General features: G+C 72.2%; 14 protein-coding genes and 1 riboswitch. Of the genes, 4 read left to right on the top strand and 10 right to left on the bottom strand.

The features are described 5' to 3' along the window. Window positions 1-20: 20 nt before the first annotated feature. From AC1MGR_RS04600 to AC1MGR_RS04585, 4 genes are all read right to left on the bottom strand, one after another. Complete coding sequence (locus AC1MGR_RS04600; RefSeq protein WP_480233807.1) at window positions 21-1,169, bottom strand: YihY/virulence factor BrkB family protein; 1,149 nt, start codon at window positions 1,167-1,169, stop codon at window positions 21-23. A 234-nt stretch (window positions 1,170-1,403) separates the two neighbouring features. Continuing rightward, window positions 1,404-2,939, bottom strand: coding sequence for a malonate--CoA ligase (locus AC1MGR_RS04595; RefSeq protein ID WP_480233806.1), 1,536 nt, complete (start codon window positions 2,937-2,939; stop codon window positions 1,404-1,406). 146 nt (window positions 2,940-3,085) lie between these two features. Further along, complete coding sequence (locus AC1MGR_RS04590; protein ID WP_480233805.1) at window positions 3,086-4,492, bottom strand: malonyl-CoA decarboxylase; 1,407 nt, start codon at window positions 4,490-4,492, stop codon at window positions 3,086-3,088. A gap of 152 nt (window positions 4,493-4,644) precedes the next feature. Next, the gene (locus tag AC1MGR_RS04585) at window positions 4,645-4,845 is read right to left on the bottom strand and encodes a hypothetical protein (RefSeq protein WP_108035405.1); all 201 of its coding nucleotides are present in this window, start codon (window positions 4,843-4,845) and stop codon (window positions 4,645-4,647) included. Window positions 4,846-5,374: 529 nt separating this feature from the next. On the opposite strand from AC1MGR_RS04585, the gene AC1MGR_RS04580 reads away from it, so the two are divergent. Continuing rightward, complete coding sequence (locus tag AC1MGR_RS04580) at window positions 5,375-6,565, top strand: MFS transporter (RefSeq protein ID WP_480233804.1); 1,191 nt, start codon at window positions 5,375-5,377, stop codon at window positions 6,563-6,565. 7 nt (window positions 6,566-6,572) lie between these two features. On the opposite strand, the gene cobD is transcribed toward AC1MGR_RS04580, so the two are convergent. Beyond that, a complete protein-coding gene (gene cobD, locus AC1MGR_RS04575; protein WP_480234718.1) occupies window positions 6,573-7,577 on the bottom strand; it encodes a threonine-phosphate decarboxylase CobD in 1,005 nt (334 codons plus the stop codon). Window positions 7,578-7,589: 12 nt separating this feature from the next. Here cobD and cbiB point away from each other — a divergent pair, with 12 nt between their 5' ends. Then, on the top strand, window positions 7,590-8,591 hold the full coding sequence (gene cbiB, locus AC1MGR_RS04570; RefSeq protein ID WP_480233803.1) for an adenosylcobinamide-phosphate synthase CbiB: 1,002 nt from the start codon (window positions 7,590-7,592) through the stop codon (window positions 8,589-8,591). Continuing rightward, window positions 8,588-9,724: a DUF3616 domain-containing protein gene (locus tag AC1MGR_RS04565; RefSeq protein WP_480233802.1), complete on the top strand. Its 1,137-nt coding sequence runs from the start codon at window positions 8,588-8,590 to the stop codon at window positions 9,722-9,724. The genes cbiB and AC1MGR_RS04565 overlap by 4 nt, the downstream gene beginning before the upstream one ends. Here the strand turns inward: AC1MGR_RS04565 and AC1MGR_RS04560 are convergent. From AC1MGR_RS04560 to cobU, 5 genes are all read right to left on the bottom strand, one after another. Continuing rightward, window positions 9,711-11,054, bottom strand: coding sequence for an MFS transporter (locus tag AC1MGR_RS04560; protein ID WP_480233801.1), 1,344 nt, complete (start codon window positions 11,052-11,054; stop codon window positions 9,711-9,713). The two genes, AC1MGR_RS04565 and AC1MGR_RS04560, sit on opposite strands and share 14 nt — an antisense overlap. A gap of 67 nt (window positions 11,055-11,121) precedes the next feature. Beyond that, entirely contained in the window at window positions 11,122-12,576 is a 1,455-nt protein-coding gene (locus AC1MGR_RS04555) for a cobyric acid synthase (RefSeq protein WP_181259618.1), read from the bottom strand. Next, on the bottom strand, window positions 12,573-13,262 hold the full coding sequence (locus AC1MGR_RS04550) for a hypothetical protein (protein ID WP_108035587.1): 690 nt from the start codon (window positions 13,260-13,262) through the stop codon (window positions 12,573-12,575). Before AC1MGR_RS04550 ends, AC1MGR_RS04555 begins: the two co-directional genes overlap by 4 nt. A gap of 41 nt (window positions 13,263-13,303) precedes the next feature. Further along, window positions 13,304-13,927, bottom strand: coding sequence for a cob(I)yrinic acid a,c-diamide adenosyltransferase (gene cobO, locus AC1MGR_RS04545; RefSeq protein ID WP_480233800.1), 624 nt, complete (start codon window positions 13,925-13,927; stop codon window positions 13,304-13,306). Then, window positions 13,924-14,436 carry a bifunctional adenosylcobinamide kinase/adenosylcobinamide-phosphate guanylyltransferase gene (gene cobU, locus AC1MGR_RS04540; protein WP_108035413.1) on the bottom strand — a complete coding sequence of 171 codons (513 nt, stop codon included), beginning with the start codon at window positions 14,434-14,436 and terminating at the stop codon, window positions 13,924-13,926. The genes cobO and cobU overlap by 4 nt, the downstream gene beginning before the upstream one ends. A gap of 106 nt (window positions 14,437-14,542) precedes the next feature. Continuing rightward, window positions 14,543-14,735: riboswitch (cobalamin riboswitch) on the top strand. 54 nt (window positions 14,736-14,789) lie between these two features. Between cobU and AC1MGR_RS04535 the strand changes: the two genes are divergently transcribed. Then, the gene (locus tag AC1MGR_RS04535) at window positions 14,790-14,966 is read left to right on the top strand and encodes a CbtB domain-containing protein (RefSeq protein ID WP_055947494.1); all 177 of its coding nucleotides are present in this window, start codon (window positions 14,790-14,792) and stop codon (window positions 14,964-14,966) included. Window positions 14,967-14,988 lie beyond the last annotated feature (22 nt).

Here is a 14,988-nt window from a genome sequence, read left to right as displayed (position 1 = left end):
TCCCCGTGGGGAGGCCGCCCTCAAGCGACGGCGCCGAGGGTATCGGCCATGCGCGCCCGGCGGGCGCCCATGGGCAACTCGGGACCGGTGGTGGTGTCGCGCGCGGTCTGGTGCTCCATCTCGGCGTTGATCTCGCCCCCGAGGAGCACGATCGTCGTGGAGATCCAGATCCACGTCATGAAGCCGATGGCGGCGCCGAGGGAGCCGTAGGTCTCGTTGTAGTTGCCGAAGCTGGAGACGTACCAGGAGAACAGGATCGAGGCGAGCAGCCAGAGCAGGCCCGCGATCGCACCGCCGACGCCGACCCAGCGCCAGCGCGGGCGCTGGCGGCTCGGACCGTAGCGGTAGAGCAGGGAGAGCCCCCCGAGCAGGACGACTAGGAGCGCGGGCCAGCGCAGCAGAGCGATGAGCCAGGCGGTGTCGCTCAGGCCCACGAACTTGAACACCACCGGCAGCACGACGATGCCCGTGAGGGCCAGGATAGTGAAGACGAGCGCCCCGATGGTGAAGGTGAGCGAACGCAGGTTCAGCATGATGAAGGAGCGCTTCTCCTCCTCCTCGTAGACCACGTTCAGGGCGTCGAACATCGCCTTCATGGCGGCATTGGCGCTCCAGAGGGAGAGCAGGAGGCTGGTGAAGAAGGTCAGGCCGAGGGTGCCGTTGCCCTTGGCGGCGATGCGCTTGACCTGGTCGCCGATGATCTCGATGGCGCCGGAGGGCAGCACGCCCTGCATGCTGGCAAGGTGCTCGTTGATCGAGCCGACATCCGCCACGAGGCCGTAGCAGGAGACGAGCGCGGCGATGGCCGGAAACAGTGAGAGCAGCGAGTAGAAGGTCACGCCCGCCGCCACCGACAGGACCCGGTCCTGATTGAACTCGAGATAGACTCGGTAAAGGATATCCTTCCAGCCCGAGGCGGTGATCTCGGTGGGCGAGCCCGCGGCGCGCCCACGCGCGACCTGCGTCGCCGCGACGTAGTCGGCCGCTTCCCCCTCGTGCGAGCGAGCCCCGCGATCGGTCGCGGGCGCGACGGTCCGCGGCACCGGCCCCGCACGGCGCGGCCCCTTCGGCGCCGCCGCGAGGGCGATCAGCGCTGTCCCGAGGAGAAGCGTCCAGAGCACGGAGCCGGAGGCGCCGGAATCGGGCGTGGGACGGGGAGAGGACGACATCGGGGAACCAGGCAGGAGACGCGCGTCGTTTCGGCGCGCTGGCACAACGTAAGGCAGGCTTGGCCGTTCCGCACCAGGGCGGACTTGTCAGCCTCCGTACGAACCGCACGGGCCAAAAGGCACTTGGGTACGCTGCGGGCTATGCGGGCAGCGGGTTCGCACCGCGTGCCGACCGAGTCGTCGACCGTCGCAGACGTGCGGCGCGAGCCCCGGTTCCGGAGCGTTCGGCCCGTCTCATGCGCCCGTACCGGTCCGGGCGTAGAGGCCCGCATGCGCCTCGCGCAGCAGGTTCTTCTGGACCTTGCCCATGGTGTTGCGCGGCAGTTCGTCGACGAAGAGCACGCGCTTGGGGCATTTGTAGCGCGCGAGCCGCCCTTCGAGCGTTCGCAGGATCGCGGCCTCGTCCGGCACGCCGGCCCGGCCCACCACAACCGCCGTGACGCCCTCGCCGAAATCGGCGTGGGGCAGGCCGATCACCGCCGATTCGACCACGCCCGGCAGGGCGTCGATCTCGTTCTCGATCTCCTTCGGGTAGACGTTGTAGCCCCCCGTGATGATGAGGTCCTTGCCGCGCCCGACGATGTGGACGTAGCCGTCCGGGTCGATCTTGCCGAGATCGCCGGTGACGAAGAAGCCATCGGCCTTGAACTCGGCCGCGGTCTTCTCCGGCATCCGCCAGTAGCCCTGGAAGACGTTCGGGCCCTTCACCTCGATCATGCCCACGGCATCGGCCGCCAGCACCGCCCCGGTCTCCGGATCGACCACCCGCACGGCCACGCCCGGCAGGGCCGGGCCGACGGTGCCCGCGACCCGCGCACCCGCATAGGGGTTCGAGGTGTTCATGTTGGTCTCGGTCATGCCGTAGCGCTCGAGGATGGCGTGGCCGGTACGGGCCTGCCAGTCGCGGTGCGTCTCGGCCAGCAGCGGCGCCGACCCCGAGACGAAGAGGCGGATTCCAGCGGTGACGGCCGGCGTCAGGCCGGCCTCCTTCAACAGGCGGGTGTAGAAGGTCGGCACCCCCATCATGGCGGTGGCGCGCGGGAGCAGGGCGAGGACCTGGGCCGGGTCGAACCGGCCAAGGAACAGCATCGTGCCGCCGCTGGCCAGCACCGTGTTGGTGGCGACGAACAGGCCGTGGGTGTGGAACACCGGCAGCGCGTGGAGCAGCACGTCCTCCGCCGTGAAGCGCCAGGCCTGCACGAGGGTGCGGGCGTTCGAGGCGAGGTTCTCGTGGCTCAGCATGGCGCCCTTCGAGCGCCCGGTGGTGCCCGAAGTGTACAGGATGGCCGCGAGGTCGTCCGGGCCGCGGGCCACGTCGGTGAAGGCTTCCGTCTCGGCATCGGCAGCCTCGGCCAGGGTGCCGTGCCCCTTCGCGTCGAGGGTGTGCACCACCGGCACGCCGGCATCCCGCGCCACGGGCGCGAGGGCCTCGTGCTTGGCCGGATCGCAGACGAACAGCGCCGGCTCTGCATCGCCCAGGAAGTAGGCGATCTCGGTGGGGGTGTAGGCGGTGTTCAGGGGCAGGAACACCGCCCCGGCCCGAACCGCGCCGAGATACAGGAACAGGAATTCCGGGCTCTTCTCGGCCTGCACCGCCACCCGGTCCCCGGGCTTCACTCCCGCGGCGGTCAGGGCCGCGGCGTAGGCGCCCGAGCGCACGATGAGGTCCGCGTAGGAGTAGCGGGCGCCCTCGCCGGTCTCCAGGAACAGCTTGGCGGCGGGATCGGCCGGCAGGCTCTGGCGGACGAGATCGAAGAGGTGATTGGTCATCGGCGTTTCGGACATGACGGGGCGAAGATGGCAGGGCGGAAATGCCGGGGACGAATACGCTGTCGATCGCCGGTTTCCTACGATCTTCGCTTCGCTCCATCGGAATGAGGGGAAATGCGGTGCCGCTCCAGCGCGGCGTGGAGGGCTCAGGCCTCGGCCAGGGCCACCGCCCGCATCGGCGGCAGGTTGCTCCGGAGCTCGCGGCTCACCGCGCTGGAGGCGGCGACGGTGCCGAGATTGGCGTAGGTCTCGTGGTTCTTCTCGATGGCCGAGAGGTCGTAGAGGTAGTTGACCATCAGGCCGCGCGATTGAGCGAGCCCCTTGGCCGACACGTCCCCGAGGAAGTTCAGGCGCTCCAGCCGGGCGCCGTTCCCGAGATGGAACCGTGCGACGGGATCGAGGGGCCGCCCGCGCTCGTTCTTGGCGCGCAGGAAATAGGCGGCGGCCGCGGGGATCAGCGCCTTGCGCACGGTCTCGCACTTGGCCTTGTCGGTCTGCCAGTCCGGCTCGTCGATGACGCGCAGGGCCTCGACGTCGTCGCGGGTCAGCCCCTGCGGCGCGTCCGAGCGGCGCTCGCGGTCGAGCCAGGCCGAGAAGCCCGGGACCGGCGAGAGGGTGACGAAGGTCTTCAGGCTCGGGATCTCCCGGGCGAGGTCCTCGACCACCTGCTTGATCAGGAAGTTGCCGAAAGTGACGCCGGCCAGCCCCTTCTGGCAGTTCGAGATCGAGTAGAAGATCGCCGTCGTGGCGGCCTTCAGCGGCAGTGGCTCGCGCTCGTGGGCCAGGATCGGCGCGATGGCGGGGGCGATGCCGGCGGTGAGCGCGACCTCGACGAAGATCAGCGGCTCGTCGACCAGGGCGGGATGGAAGAACGCGAAGCAGCGCCGGTCGGTCGGCTCGATGCGCCGGCGCAGGTCGTCCCAGCCGGTGATCTCGTGCACCGCCTCGTAGCGGATGATCTTCTCGAGGATGTGGGCCGGCGTCGTCCAGTCGATGTGGCGCAGGACCAGGAAGCCGCGGTTGAACCACGAGGCGAACAGGTGCTCGAAATCGCTGTCGAGGCTGTCGGCGGCATCGATGAGGTCGGGGTCCGCCTCCTCCTGACGAAGCTCGCGGCGCAGCCCGAACAGGTCCTCGCGCATCCGGACCAGCGCGCGGGTCCCGTCCTTGGCGAGGTTCAGGCGGCGGATGAGTTCCTGGCTCCGCGGCTCGGCCGCGTCGTGGAGAGCGCCCAGGGCCGCCCGGGTCGGATCGGCCCGGTAGGCCGCGATCGCCTCGTCCACGGCGGCATGGTCGGCGGCGAACTCGGTGGCGACGAGGCGTAGGAAACCGGCGCGCTCGGGCCGGGCCAGGGTGGCGTAACGCTCGAGGATCAACCGGGCCAGGGCCACGCCGGAGGCCTCGCCGCGCCGGGAGATCAGGTCCTCGCAGAGCTTGACCAGTTCCTGGGCGTTGGCGCGGGCCGCGAGATCGCCGCGCCCGATTCCGATGAGATCCCGGCCCCGGTCGCTGATCGTCTGGAGCAGATCGCCGAAGAAAGAGATCGCCGCCATGGCACGCCGCCTGCCCCCTCACTGGCGCCCGACCTGGGCGCACCGGTGGCCCCGCGTGTCGTGGGGTCCCGGCTTGGCCGTTACCTTAGGGCGGCTGCGCGCGCAGGACCAGAGACCGTGGCCGTAAAGACGCGCGGGCAGCGGACGGGTGGCTAGTTCTGACCGGAAGCCTGGGCGATCTCCGCCTGGTCCGCCCGCTCGCGCCAATCCACGACCCCGTGCTGGCGGGCGAAGCGCAGTTCGGCGGCGCGCAGGGCGCGCATCGGATCGCGGGCGCGGGTGATGTCCACCGAGCCGACCGTGAACGGCACACCTAGAATCTGCTTGGCAAAGTTGACGCGGTACGTCGCCATTCGAAACTCCCTGGACGATGAGCGCCGCCTCGCCGAAGGCCGACCTGATCTCCGCGAACGCCGCGACTCACCGATTCCCACTTCAATCAGAGCGCAAGTTGCGAGGAATTCCAAGTGCAGGCTGCACGGGGGAAAGCCGCAACACAGGTCGCCCATAACATTCGGTATATGGGAAGACTGAAATCCGCTCGAAACACCCCGCGACCACATGGCCGGACGGGTGGCCCCAAGACAAAGCCTTCCTACGAGGAAGAGTTGGCCGCGCGAAGAAGAGTTGGCTGCGCGGACGAGGAAGGTCCCGGTGGGGACGGACGATCCGGGCGGCGCAGGACCGATCCCCATCCCCCGTCGGACCGTTCCGGGTTGCGGAGCCCGGTGCGCAGGCCTAACCGGGCAGCGGATGCCCCAACGGGCGCCCCGATCCCATCGCGGCTCCGGCTCCGCCGCCTCCCGAGATCCCACACATGCCCCTTGAAGTCCCCTCGTCGCCCTGCCCGCCCGCGCGCGAAATCGCCGGGGGTTGCCCCGCATGAGGGGCGGAGCGCAGACCGGGACGGCCGGACGCCCCGCCTTCACGCCGCGGGCCCGGCTCGGACTGACCCTGATCGCGGGCGGCGCCGTCGCGAACATCTACTACAACCAGCCCCTCCTCGGGCTCCTGGTCGGGGATTTCGGCGAGCGCGCCGCCCTCTGGGTCCCGACCGCCTCCCTCGTCGGCTACGGGCTCGGCATCCTCGGCCTCGTGCCGCTGGGGGACAGCCTGTCCCGCCGGAGCCTGATCATCGGCCAGACCCTCGGCCTCGCGCTGGCGCTCCTCGCCGCGGCCCTGAGCCCGAACCTCGCCTGCCTCGCGCTGTCCAGCCTCGTCATCGGCTTCCTCGCCTCGGCGGCGCAGCAGGCGGTGCCCTTCGCCGCCGAGCTGGCGCCGGACGCGACCCGCGGCAGCGTGGTGGGCCAGGTGATGACGGGTCTGCTGACCGGCATCCTGCTGGCGCGCACGGCCAGCGGCCTCCTGGGCGCCCAGTACGGCTGGCGGGCGGTGTTCTTTGCCGCGGCAATCGTGGCCCTGGGCATGGCGGGCATCGCCGCCGCCACGCTGCCGCGGATCCCGCAGACCCGGCCCCTCCGCTACCGCGCCCTGATGCTGTCGATCCTCCACCTGGTGCGCAGCCAGCCGGCGCTGCGCCGGTCGAGCCTGTCGCAGGGGCTGCTCTTCGCCAGCTTCAACGCCTTCTGGGCGACCCTGGCCCTGCTGGTCGAGGCGCCGCCCTTCAACCTGACGGCGGCCGGGGCCGGGATGTTCGGCGTCATCGGCGTCGCGGGGGCCTTCGTGGCCCCCCTCTCGGGCCGATTCACCGACCGGCGCGGCCCGCGCCCGATGGTGGTGGCCGGCGCGCTCTTCGTGGTCGCGGCCTTCGCGGTGCTGTGGATGGGCGGCGCCCGGTCCCTGATCGCGGTGGGCCTCGGCGTGCTGCTGATCGATATCGGGCTGAACGCCGCCCTCATCGCCAACCAGACCCGGGTCTATGCCCTCGTGCCCAGCGCGCGCGGGCGGATCAACACCGTGCTGTTCACGGTGATGTTCGTGTTCGGGGCGCTCGGCGCCTTCGCCGGCTCCCAGGCCTTCCTCATGGCCGGCTGGTCCGGCGTCTGCGCGGTCGGCATCCTGCTGGCAGGGGCGGGCTTCCTCGTGAGCGTGCTGGAGCCGAGGGGCGCCTGAATCTCCCTTACCGGAGGATCCGCGACAGCCGGCACCAGGCCGTCTTGTCCGGCGGCAGGCCGAAGCGCAGGCGCGCGGGAGCCTCGGCGAAGCGCCGGACATAGATCCCGGCCGCGCCGAGGTGGTCGTAGAGGCCGGGCGCATCGGAAAAGTCGGCGGTCCGGAACAGGCAGGTGCCGCCCACGGGCGTCCCGCCGGCCCGCAGGATCATCCGGTCGAGGCGCGCAGCATCCGCCGCCCGGGCGAGCGCGGCTTCCCGGCGCCAGGCGGCGTCGGTCAGGGCGGCCCGTCCGATGGCCAGCGCCGGGCCCGAGACCGCCCAGGGCCCGAGGGCCTCGGCGAGGGCGGCCACGAGACCCGGCTCCCCGAGGGCGAAGCCGAGCCGGATGCCGGCGAGGCCGTAGGTCTTCCCGAAGGAGCGCAGGACCACGAGGCCCGGGCCGAGGGAGGGCCCCAGGGTCTCGATCGGCTCCAGGTCGGCGAAGGCCTCGTCCACCACGAGGAGGCCGCCGCGGCGCGCGAGGTCGCCGGCGAGCGCCCGCAGCGTTCCGGCCTCCCAGGTCCGCCCGTCCGGGTTGTTGGGGTTCACCACGACGACCACGTCCGCCTCGCGGGCCGCCGCCGGTCCCGGCACGGTCGCGACGGCGTGGCCGGCCCGGGCCCAGGCAGCGGCGTGCTCGGCATAGGTCGGACCGACCACGGCGACGCGGCCCCGCGCCACCAGGCGCGGCAGGGTCTCGATCAGGATCTGGGTTCCGGGCGCGGCGACGATCCGGTCCGGATCGGCTACCCCGTAGGCCTCGGCGGCGGCCACGCGCAGGGCGCCGAGGTCGGCGGCCGAGGGCAGGCGCCGGAAGGCGCTGGCCTCCAGGGCCGGACACGGATAGGGCACCGGATTGATCCCCGTGGAGAGATCGATCCAGGGCTCGGGCGCTTGCGGGAAGAGGCGCCGGGCGGCATCGAGGTCGCCGCCATGAGCGATCTCCGCTCCCCTCCCCGGGCCGCGCGCCATCACCGAGACCGCATGTCCTGGACCGCCCTCACCCATCCGCCCGATACGCTCATCGTCATGGTGCTCGCCCTCGCCGTCGAGGCGGCGGCCGGCTATCCGGACCGGCTCTACAGGGCGCTCGGCCATCCTGTCACCTGGATCGGCGCGCTGATCGGGGCTCTCGACCGACAGTGGAACCGGGGGACGCCCGCCCGCCGCCGCCTCGCGGGCCTGGCCGGGCTCCTCGTGCTGCTGGGGATCGTCGGCGGCCTCGCCCTGGCCCTCACCGCGCTGGCCGGAGCCGCCGGCCTCCTGTCCGCGCTCCCCGTCCTGGCCCTGCTGGCGGCCAGCCTGCCGGCCCAGCGCAGCCTCCACAGCCACGTCGCCCGGGTGGCGACCGATCTCCGGCGCGACGGCCTCGCGGGGGGGCGGCTCGCGGTGTCGATGATCGTCGGGCGCGACCCCCAGAGCCTCGACGAGGCCGGCATCTGCCGGGCCGCCATCGAGAGCCTGTCGGAGAACTTCTCCGACGGCATCGTGGCGCCGGCCTTCTGGATCGGGGTCGGCGGCCTCCCCGGCGGCGCGCTCTACAAGGCGATCAACACCGCCGACAGCATGATCGGCCACCGCACCCCGCGTCACGAGGCCTATGGCTGGGCCGCCGCCCGCCTCGACGATCTCGTGAACCTTCCGGCCTCGCGGCTGACCGCCCTCCTCCTCATCGCGGCCGCCGCGGTCCATTCGGGCGCCTCGCCCGGCCAGGCCTGGCAGGCGGTGCGGCGGGACGCGCGCCGCCACCGCTCGCCCAATGCCGGCTGGCCGGAAGCCGCCATGGCCGGCGCCCTCGGCCTTCGCCTCGCCGGACCCCGAACCTACGGCACTACCCGCGTCGAGGATGGCTGGATGGGCGACGGACGCGCCGAGGCGACCCCCGCCGACGTGGAGCGGGCGCTTGCGCTCTACCGCACGGCGTGCGGATTCCTGTTCGGCCTCGCCCTCCTGATCCTCGTCCTCCTCAAGGTTGCCCTCGCATGATCCGGTCGAAGACGACGCGCCCCGGGCGATCCGGGGCCCTGGCGCTGGCTGCCCTCGGCATCGCCGCCTGCACGCCCGGCCGCGCGGCCGAGCCGACGCCCTACGCGGTGACCCGGGATTTCGACGGCGAAACCAAGGGCGACAGGGCCTACGACCTCAGCGGCATGGCCTGCCGCCCGGCGGACGGGGACAGCAGCCGCCTCTGCGTCGTAGTCAACGACGAGAATCGCGGCGCCCAGTTCGCCCGCCTCGGCGACGGCACGCTGACACCGGGCGCCACCGCCTACGACCTCGGCACGGCGCCCGCCCCCGACATCCGCGGCACGCCCCCCGCACAGGCCCAGTGCAGCGGCGGCGACGGCACGTTCAACCAGCTCGACGGCGAGGCCGTGGCCTATGCCGAGCCCTACTTCTACGTCACCGGATCGCACGGCTGCACCCGGGGCAAGCGCAAGTACAAGCTCTCGTCGATGATCCTCACGCGGCTGCGCCCGAACGCCGACGGCACCGCCGCCGCGGAGACGGTGAGCACCTACCGCCTGTCCGACGCCCTGATGGCCGCCGCGCCCGTGCGCGACTACGTGCTGCGCGACCTGGAATTCGACTGGAACGCGATGCCGCCGGAGGGCACGCCCCAGCCGAACGGCCTGAACATCGAAGGGCTTGCGGTGGTAGGCGACCGGCTCTACGCGGGCCTGCGGGCACCGAGCCTCGACGGCAAGGCCTTCCTCGTCTCCGTACCGGTCGAGGCGCTGTTCGCCGACGGGAGGACCGCCCTCTCGGCCGAGGTCACCACGATCGCCCTGGAGGCCGGCACCGATGCGGGCATCCGCGACCTGACGATCCTGCCCGACGGACGGATGCTGGTGCTGACGGGCGCGTCCCGCAACGGCCTGCCCGTGCCCTATCGGCTGTCCCTGGCCGACCTGTCCACCGGGACCCTGACCCCCGTGGCGACCCTGGCGCCGGTCCGGGGCGAGAACGAGAAGGGCAAGCGCATCGACGGCAAGGCCGAGGCCGTCGTCCCCCTCGGGCCGGGCCGGGTCCTCGTCCTGTTCGACAGCCTCCGGAACGGGGCGCCGCACGCCTACGCGGTGCCGATCCCGGAGATCGGCGCGCCTACGCCACCCTGAGGCCAGGGCCGGCCTCCGCCGCCACCCGGCGGGCGGCGTCGAGGCGCAGCGCCGAGAGCACCACGAACATCAGGCTCGCGCCGAGGCCGAGGCAGGCGGCCAGGAAGTACATCGGCGCGAGGTTGCTGCCGGTCCGGTCGCGGATGAACGGCACGGCGTTCTGCGCGACGAAGCCGCCGAGATTGCCCACGGAGTTGATCGCGGCGATGCCGGCGGCCGCGCTGGCGCCCTTGAGGAAGGTCGCCGGCAGGGACCAGAACACGGGCTGCGCCGAGAAGACGCCGGCCGCCGCGACGCAGAGGCAGGCGAATTTCAGCACCGAGCCGGGCAGCAGGACGCTGAGCACCAGGGCGAGCGCCGCGACGAGCCCCGGCACCACCACGTGCCAGACCTGGTCGCCCGTGCGCGCCGCCCGCCGCGGCACCCACCACAGGGCCAGCGCCGTGATCAGCCACGGGATGATGTTGATGAAGCCGTTGACCGTGTTCGAGACTTCGAAGCTGCGTACCACCGTGGGCAACCAGTAGCTGAGGCCGTAGGCCGCCAGCGGGAAGGCGACGTAGACGGAGGCGAGCATCCAGACCCGCCGGTCGAGGAGGGCCGCGAAGGGATTGCCGTGCTCGACCTTTCCGCCGGATTCCCGCTCGGCCGCGAGGGTGCGGCTCAGCCAGTCCCGCCCCTCCGGCTTCAGCCAGGGCGCCTGTTCCGGCCCGTCGGGCAGGATGCGCAGGACGATGACGGCCAGGGCCAGGGCGGGGATGCCGGTGGCCACGAAGACCCATTGCCAGCCCTTCAGGCCAAGGGTGCCGTCGAGGTCGAGGAGCGCGCCGCCGATGGCCGCGCCGACGGCGTTGGCCAGCGCGCTCGCGATCATGAACCAGCCGATCATCCGCGCCCGGTGCGATTGCGGGAACCACAGGGTCAGGGCGAACAGGACGCCGGGGAAGAAGCCCGCCTCCGCGACGCCGAGGAGGAAGCGCAGGACGTAGAACATCGTCGTGTTCTGGGTGAAGCCGAGCAGGATGGTGATCAGCCCCCAGGTGAGCATGATCCGGGCGAACCAGCGCCGGGCGCCGACCCGCTCCAGGATCACGTTGCTGGGCACCTCGAACAGGAAGTAGCCGAGGAAGAACAGCGACGCCCCGAGCCCGTAGACGCTCTCGCTGAGGCCGAGATCGCCCACCATCTGCAGCTTGGCGTAGGAGATGTTCTGCCGGTCGATATAGGCGATCAGGTACATCAGCCCGAGGAGCGGCATCAGCCGCAGCGTCACGGTGCGGATCGTCGCCTCGGCGACACGCGCATCCACCTGGGGAGGGGCCGGGACCATCGGGTGCTTCCTCGCCGCGCCCGCTTCGGGGCGGGCGTTCCGGCGCCGAGCCTAATCCGTCCGACCGCTACGACGCCAGGGCGAGGAGCGCGTCGCAGGCGATGTGGGCCTCGCAATGATCCGCCAGCCGGTCGAGCACCGCCTCGATGCCGGCCTCGTAGGCCAGACCGCTCGGGGCCGCCCCGAGGCGGGCGAGCCAGGCGCCGCGCTGGCGGTCGTCGGCGAACAGGCCGTGCACGTAGGTGCCGGTCACGCGGCCGTCGGCCGAGACGGCGCCGTCGAAGCGCCCGTCCGCGAACCGGATCGCCGGGCGCGCGGTGTCCGGCCCGGTGGTGTCGCCCACATGCATCTCGTAGCCGGCGAACGGCACCCCGTCGGGCTGGCTGGTGCCGGTGACGGCGGCCAGATGCTTCACCGGCGTCATCACGGTCTCGATGTCGAGGAGCCCGAGGCCGGGCACGGAGCGGGGCGCGCCCTCGATTCCGTGCGGGTCGTCGATGCGCCGGCCGAGCATCTGGTAGCCGCCGCAGAGCCCGAGCACCCGCCCGCCGCGGCGGACATGGGCGCGCAGGTCGATGTCCCAGCCTTCCGCGCGGAAGGCTTCGAGGTCGTCGATGGTGGTCTTCGAGCCCGGCAGCAGCACGAGGTCGGCCACCGGGATCGGCTCGCCCGGGCGGACCAGCACCACCGCCACGTCGGGCTCGGCCCGGAGCGGGTCGAGGTCGTCGAAATTGGCGATGCGCGGCAGCACCGGCACCGCCACGACCTTGCGCCCGGCAGCCCCGGTGCCCGAGCCGGCGAGGCCGAGGGCGTCCTCCGCCGGCAGGCGCGCCGCGTCGGGGAAGTGCGGGATCAGGCCGAAGCTCGGCCAGCCGGTCGCCTGCGCGATGGTGGCCATGCCGTCGGCGAACAGGCTGGGATCGCCGCGGAAGCGGTTGACGAGGAAGCCCCGGATCATCGCGGCGTCGGCCGGGTCGATCACCGCCTGGGTGCCGACGAGGCTGGCGATGACGCCGCCCCGGTCGATGTCGCCGAGCAGGATCACCGGCGTGCCGGTGGCGCGGGCGAAGCCCATATTGGCGATGTCGCCGGCCCGCAGGTTGACCTCGGAGGCCGAGCCCGCCCCCTCCACCACCACGAGGTCGGCCTCGGCCTTCAGGTACGAAAAGCTCTCCAGCACGGAGGCGAGCAGGCGCGGCTTCCAGGCCTGGTAGTCCCGCGCCTTGGCGGTGCCGACCATGCGCCCCTGGACCACGACCTGGCTGCCGGTCTCGCTCTGGGGCTTCAGCAGCACCGGGTTCATGTGGACCGAGAGCGCCACGCCGGCCGCCCGCGCCTGCAGGGCCTGGGCCCGCCCGATCTCGCCGCCGTCGGCGGTGACGGCGGCATTGTTCGACATGTTCTGCGGCTTGAAGGGCCGGACGCGAAGCCCCCGCCGCGCGAAGACCCGGCACAGCCCGGCCACGATCAGCGACTTGCCGACATCCGAGCCCGTGCCCTGGATCATGAGGGCGCGGGTCATGGCTGCGGCCGCGCGGAGGGGGACGGGGACGGGGACGTGGCGCAGGCCGGATCGGCCGGCCGCGCGGCCCGATGGAACGCCAGGACGGCGGCGCCGTAGGTCTCGACGACCTCCGAGAACGGCACCCGCTCCGCCGTGAACAGCACGGCCCGGTGCCGGAACAGATGGTCTGGGATCACGAGGTCGCCGCAGGTCGCTTCCGGGGGCGCCGCCTGTTCCCACCCGTGCGGCAGGGGCTGCCACAGGAACTCCGCGCCGAGGGTCTGCCGCGTCGTGCCGAGGGCCTGGACCGCCCGGCCGAACGGCGTATCGGTGGTCTCGAGGAGGTGGTTCATCTCCGGGGTCAGGCGCTCTGGCACGTACCAGTTGTCCGCCTCCGACAGGACGTGGTCGCCGCAGGCGAGCCGGACCTGGCGATAGCGCAGCACCGTGTCGGGGCCGGCATTCAGGCGCCGGCGCGTCTCCTCCGAGGCCGGCTTGTCCGCGCCGCGCTGCAGGTTCGCCACGAGCCGGGGCGTCGCCGCCATGCCGTGCTCGGCGCACCAGCCCTCGAGGGTCGCGGTGGCGGAGCGGCTGGCGAGCAGCCGGGCGTTCAGACCCTCCATCACCGCCAGGGCCTCGACCCGGCCGAGATAGCTGGCCGGCCAGGACGGCGCGGGATCGGCGCGGAGCCCGTGCATTCCCATCACCGTGGACAGCGCGACGGCCGCACCGATGGCCGCCCGCATCAGAACTCGATCCCCACCTGGGCCTTCACCCCGGCGGCGAAGTGGTGCTTCACGCTGCCCATCTCGGTGACGAGGTCGGCGGCCTCGATCAGGGCCGGCTTGGCGTTGCGGCCGGTGACGATGACGTGGAGATCCGGGCGGCGGGCCCGGAAGGCCGCCACCACGGCGTCGAGGTCCAGGTAGTCATAGCGCAGCGCGATGTTCAGCTCGTCCAGCACCACGAGGCGGATCGTCGGATCGGCCATCAGGTCGAGGGCCTTGGCCCAGGCGTGCTCGGCGGCGGCGATGTCGCGGGCCTTGTCCTGCGTCTCCCAGGTGAAGCCCTCGCCGAGGGTGTGCCAGTCGATCCGGTCGCCGAAAGCCTTCAGGGCGTGCTTCTCGCCGGTGTCCCAGGCACCCTTGATGAACTGCACCACCCCGACGCGCCAGCCGTGCCCGAGGGCCCGCAGCATCAGCCCGAGGGCCGCCGTGGTCTTGCCCTTGCCGGGCCCGGTATTGACGATGAGAAGCCCCTTCTCGATCGTCTTCTCCGCCACCTCGGCGTCCTGGACGGCCTTGCGCTTCTCCATCTTCTCGCGGTGCCGCGCGGCCTCGATCTCGGCGTCGGTCTCGGCGTCGGTCATGGGGTGGCTCCGGGTTGGGGTTTCACGATCAGGGGAAGACCCGCCACCGTGAGGACGACGCGGTCCGCCTGGGCCGCGAGGCGCTGGTGCAGGCGCCCCGCCGCATCGCGGAAGCGGCGGGCCAGGGCGTTCTCCGGCACGATCCCGAGGCCGACCTCACTGCCGACCAGGACCACCGGGCCGGGGGCCGCCGCGCAGGCCGCGAGCAGGGCGGCGGTGGCGGCCTCCAGGTCGGCCTCGGACAGGATCAGGTTGGTGAGCCAGAGGGTCAGGCAATCGACCAGCACCGGCCCGCTCGCGGCGGCGACCGCCTCCGGCAGGCTCAGCGGCACGTCCTGCGTGATCCAGCCGTCCGGGCGGCGAGCGCGGTGGAGCGCGATGCGCGCCCGCATCTCGTCGTCCCAGGCCTGGGCGGTGGCGAGGTAGAGCCACGGGGCCGGACAGGCCTCGATCAGCGCCTCGGCATGGGCGCTCTTGCCCGAGCGCGCGCCGCCGAGCACGAGGGTCATACGGGGGGTCGGATGCGCCATGCGGAACGCTGTGCCCGAAATCGGGGCCTCCGGTCAAAGGCGGGAAACCCGCCCGGGCCGCGTTGTCAGCGCATCGGCAACCGCGTAGAAGCGTGGATCGGACGGTGCCCCGGCAACGGGGTGAAAAGGGAATGCGGTGAGGGGGCGACCCTGAAACCGCGGCTGCCCCCGCAACTGTGAGCGGAGACGGGACTGCCATCAGCCACTGGAGCGATCCGGGAAGGCGGCAGGACCAGCGACCCGCGAGCCAGGAGACCTGCCGTCGAACGTGGACCTGCCGTCCACGCCCTATCGTTGACGGCCGCCGGCGGGGTGGCCAGGAGATGAACCCGATGTCGACCAACACCCTCGTCCTGACCGGCACCCGCACCAACGAGCGCCTCGGCGCCGTGCTCGTGGCCGCCTTCCTCGGCCTCGGCCTCGTGTTCATGGCGGGCTTCGCCCCGGCGATGGCGCTGCACAATGCGGCGCATGACTTCCGCCACAGCCAGAACTTCCCCTGCCACTGAGCGCCCCCGCCTAAGGCAGACA

It is taken from the genome of Methylobacterium sp. BI1 (assembly GCF_056680125.1).
Note: the sequence above shows the minus strand (reverse complement) of the source record. Positions and strands in the feature narration are given on the sequence as shown.

Excerpts from the sequence above, each read along its gene's own strand:
- cobO (WP_480233800.1), bottom strand. The coding sequence starts at position 13,927 with ATGACCGACGCCGAGACCGACGCCGAGATCGAGGCCGCGCGGCACCGC.
- AC1MGR_RS04585 (WP_108035405.1), bottom strand. The coding sequence starts at position 4,845 with ATGGCGACGTACCGCGTCAACTTTGCCAAGCAGATTCTAGGTGTGCCG.
- AC1MGR_RS04535 (WP_055947494.1), top strand. The coding sequence starts at position 14,790 with ATGTCGACCAACACCCTCGTCCTGACCGGCACCCGCACCAACGAGCGC.
- AC1MGR_RS04560 (WP_480233801.1), bottom strand. The coding sequence starts at position 11,054 with ATGGTCCCGGCCCCTCCCCAGGTGGATGCGCGTGTCGCCGAGGCGACG.
- AC1MGR_RS04565 (WP_480233802.1), top strand. The coding sequence starts at position 8,588 with ATGATCCGGTCGAAGACGACGCGCCCCGGGCGATCCGGGGCCCTGGCG.
- AC1MGR_RS04580 (WP_480233804.1), top strand. The coding sequence starts at position 5,375 with ATGAGGGGCGGAGCGCAGACCGGGACGGCCGGACGCCCCGCCTTCACG.
- AC1MGR_RS04595 (WP_480233806.1), bottom strand. The coding sequence starts at position 2,939 with ATGACCAATCACCTCTTCGATCTCGTCCGCCAGAGCCTGCCGGCCGAT.
- AC1MGR_RS04590 (WP_480233805.1), bottom strand. The coding sequence starts at position 4,492 with ATGGCGGCGATCTCTTTCTTCGGCGATCTGCTCCAGACGATCAGCGAC.
- AC1MGR_RS04550 (WP_108035587.1), bottom strand. The coding sequence starts at position 13,262 with ATGGGAATGCACGGGCTCCGCGCCGATCCCGCGCCGTCCTGGCCGGCC.
- cobU (WP_108035413.1), bottom strand. The coding sequence starts at position 14,436 with ATGACCCTCGTGCTCGGCGGCGCGCGCTCGGGCAAGAGCGCCCATGCC.
- cbiB (WP_480233803.1), top strand. The coding sequence starts at position 7,590 with ATGTCCTGGACCGCCCTCACCCATCCGCCCGATACGCTCATCGTCATG.
- AC1MGR_RS04600 (WP_480233807.1), bottom strand. The coding sequence starts at position 1,169 with ATGTCGTCCTCTCCCCGTCCCACGCCCGATTCCGGCGCCTCCGGCTCC.
- AC1MGR_RS04555 (WP_181259618.1), bottom strand. The coding sequence starts at position 12,576 with ATGACCCGCGCCCTCATGATCCAGGGCACGGGCTCGGATGTCGGCAAG.
- cobD (WP_480234718.1), bottom strand. The coding sequence starts at position 7,577 with ATGGCGCGCGGCCCGGGGAGGGGAGCGGAGATCGCTCATGGCGGCGAC.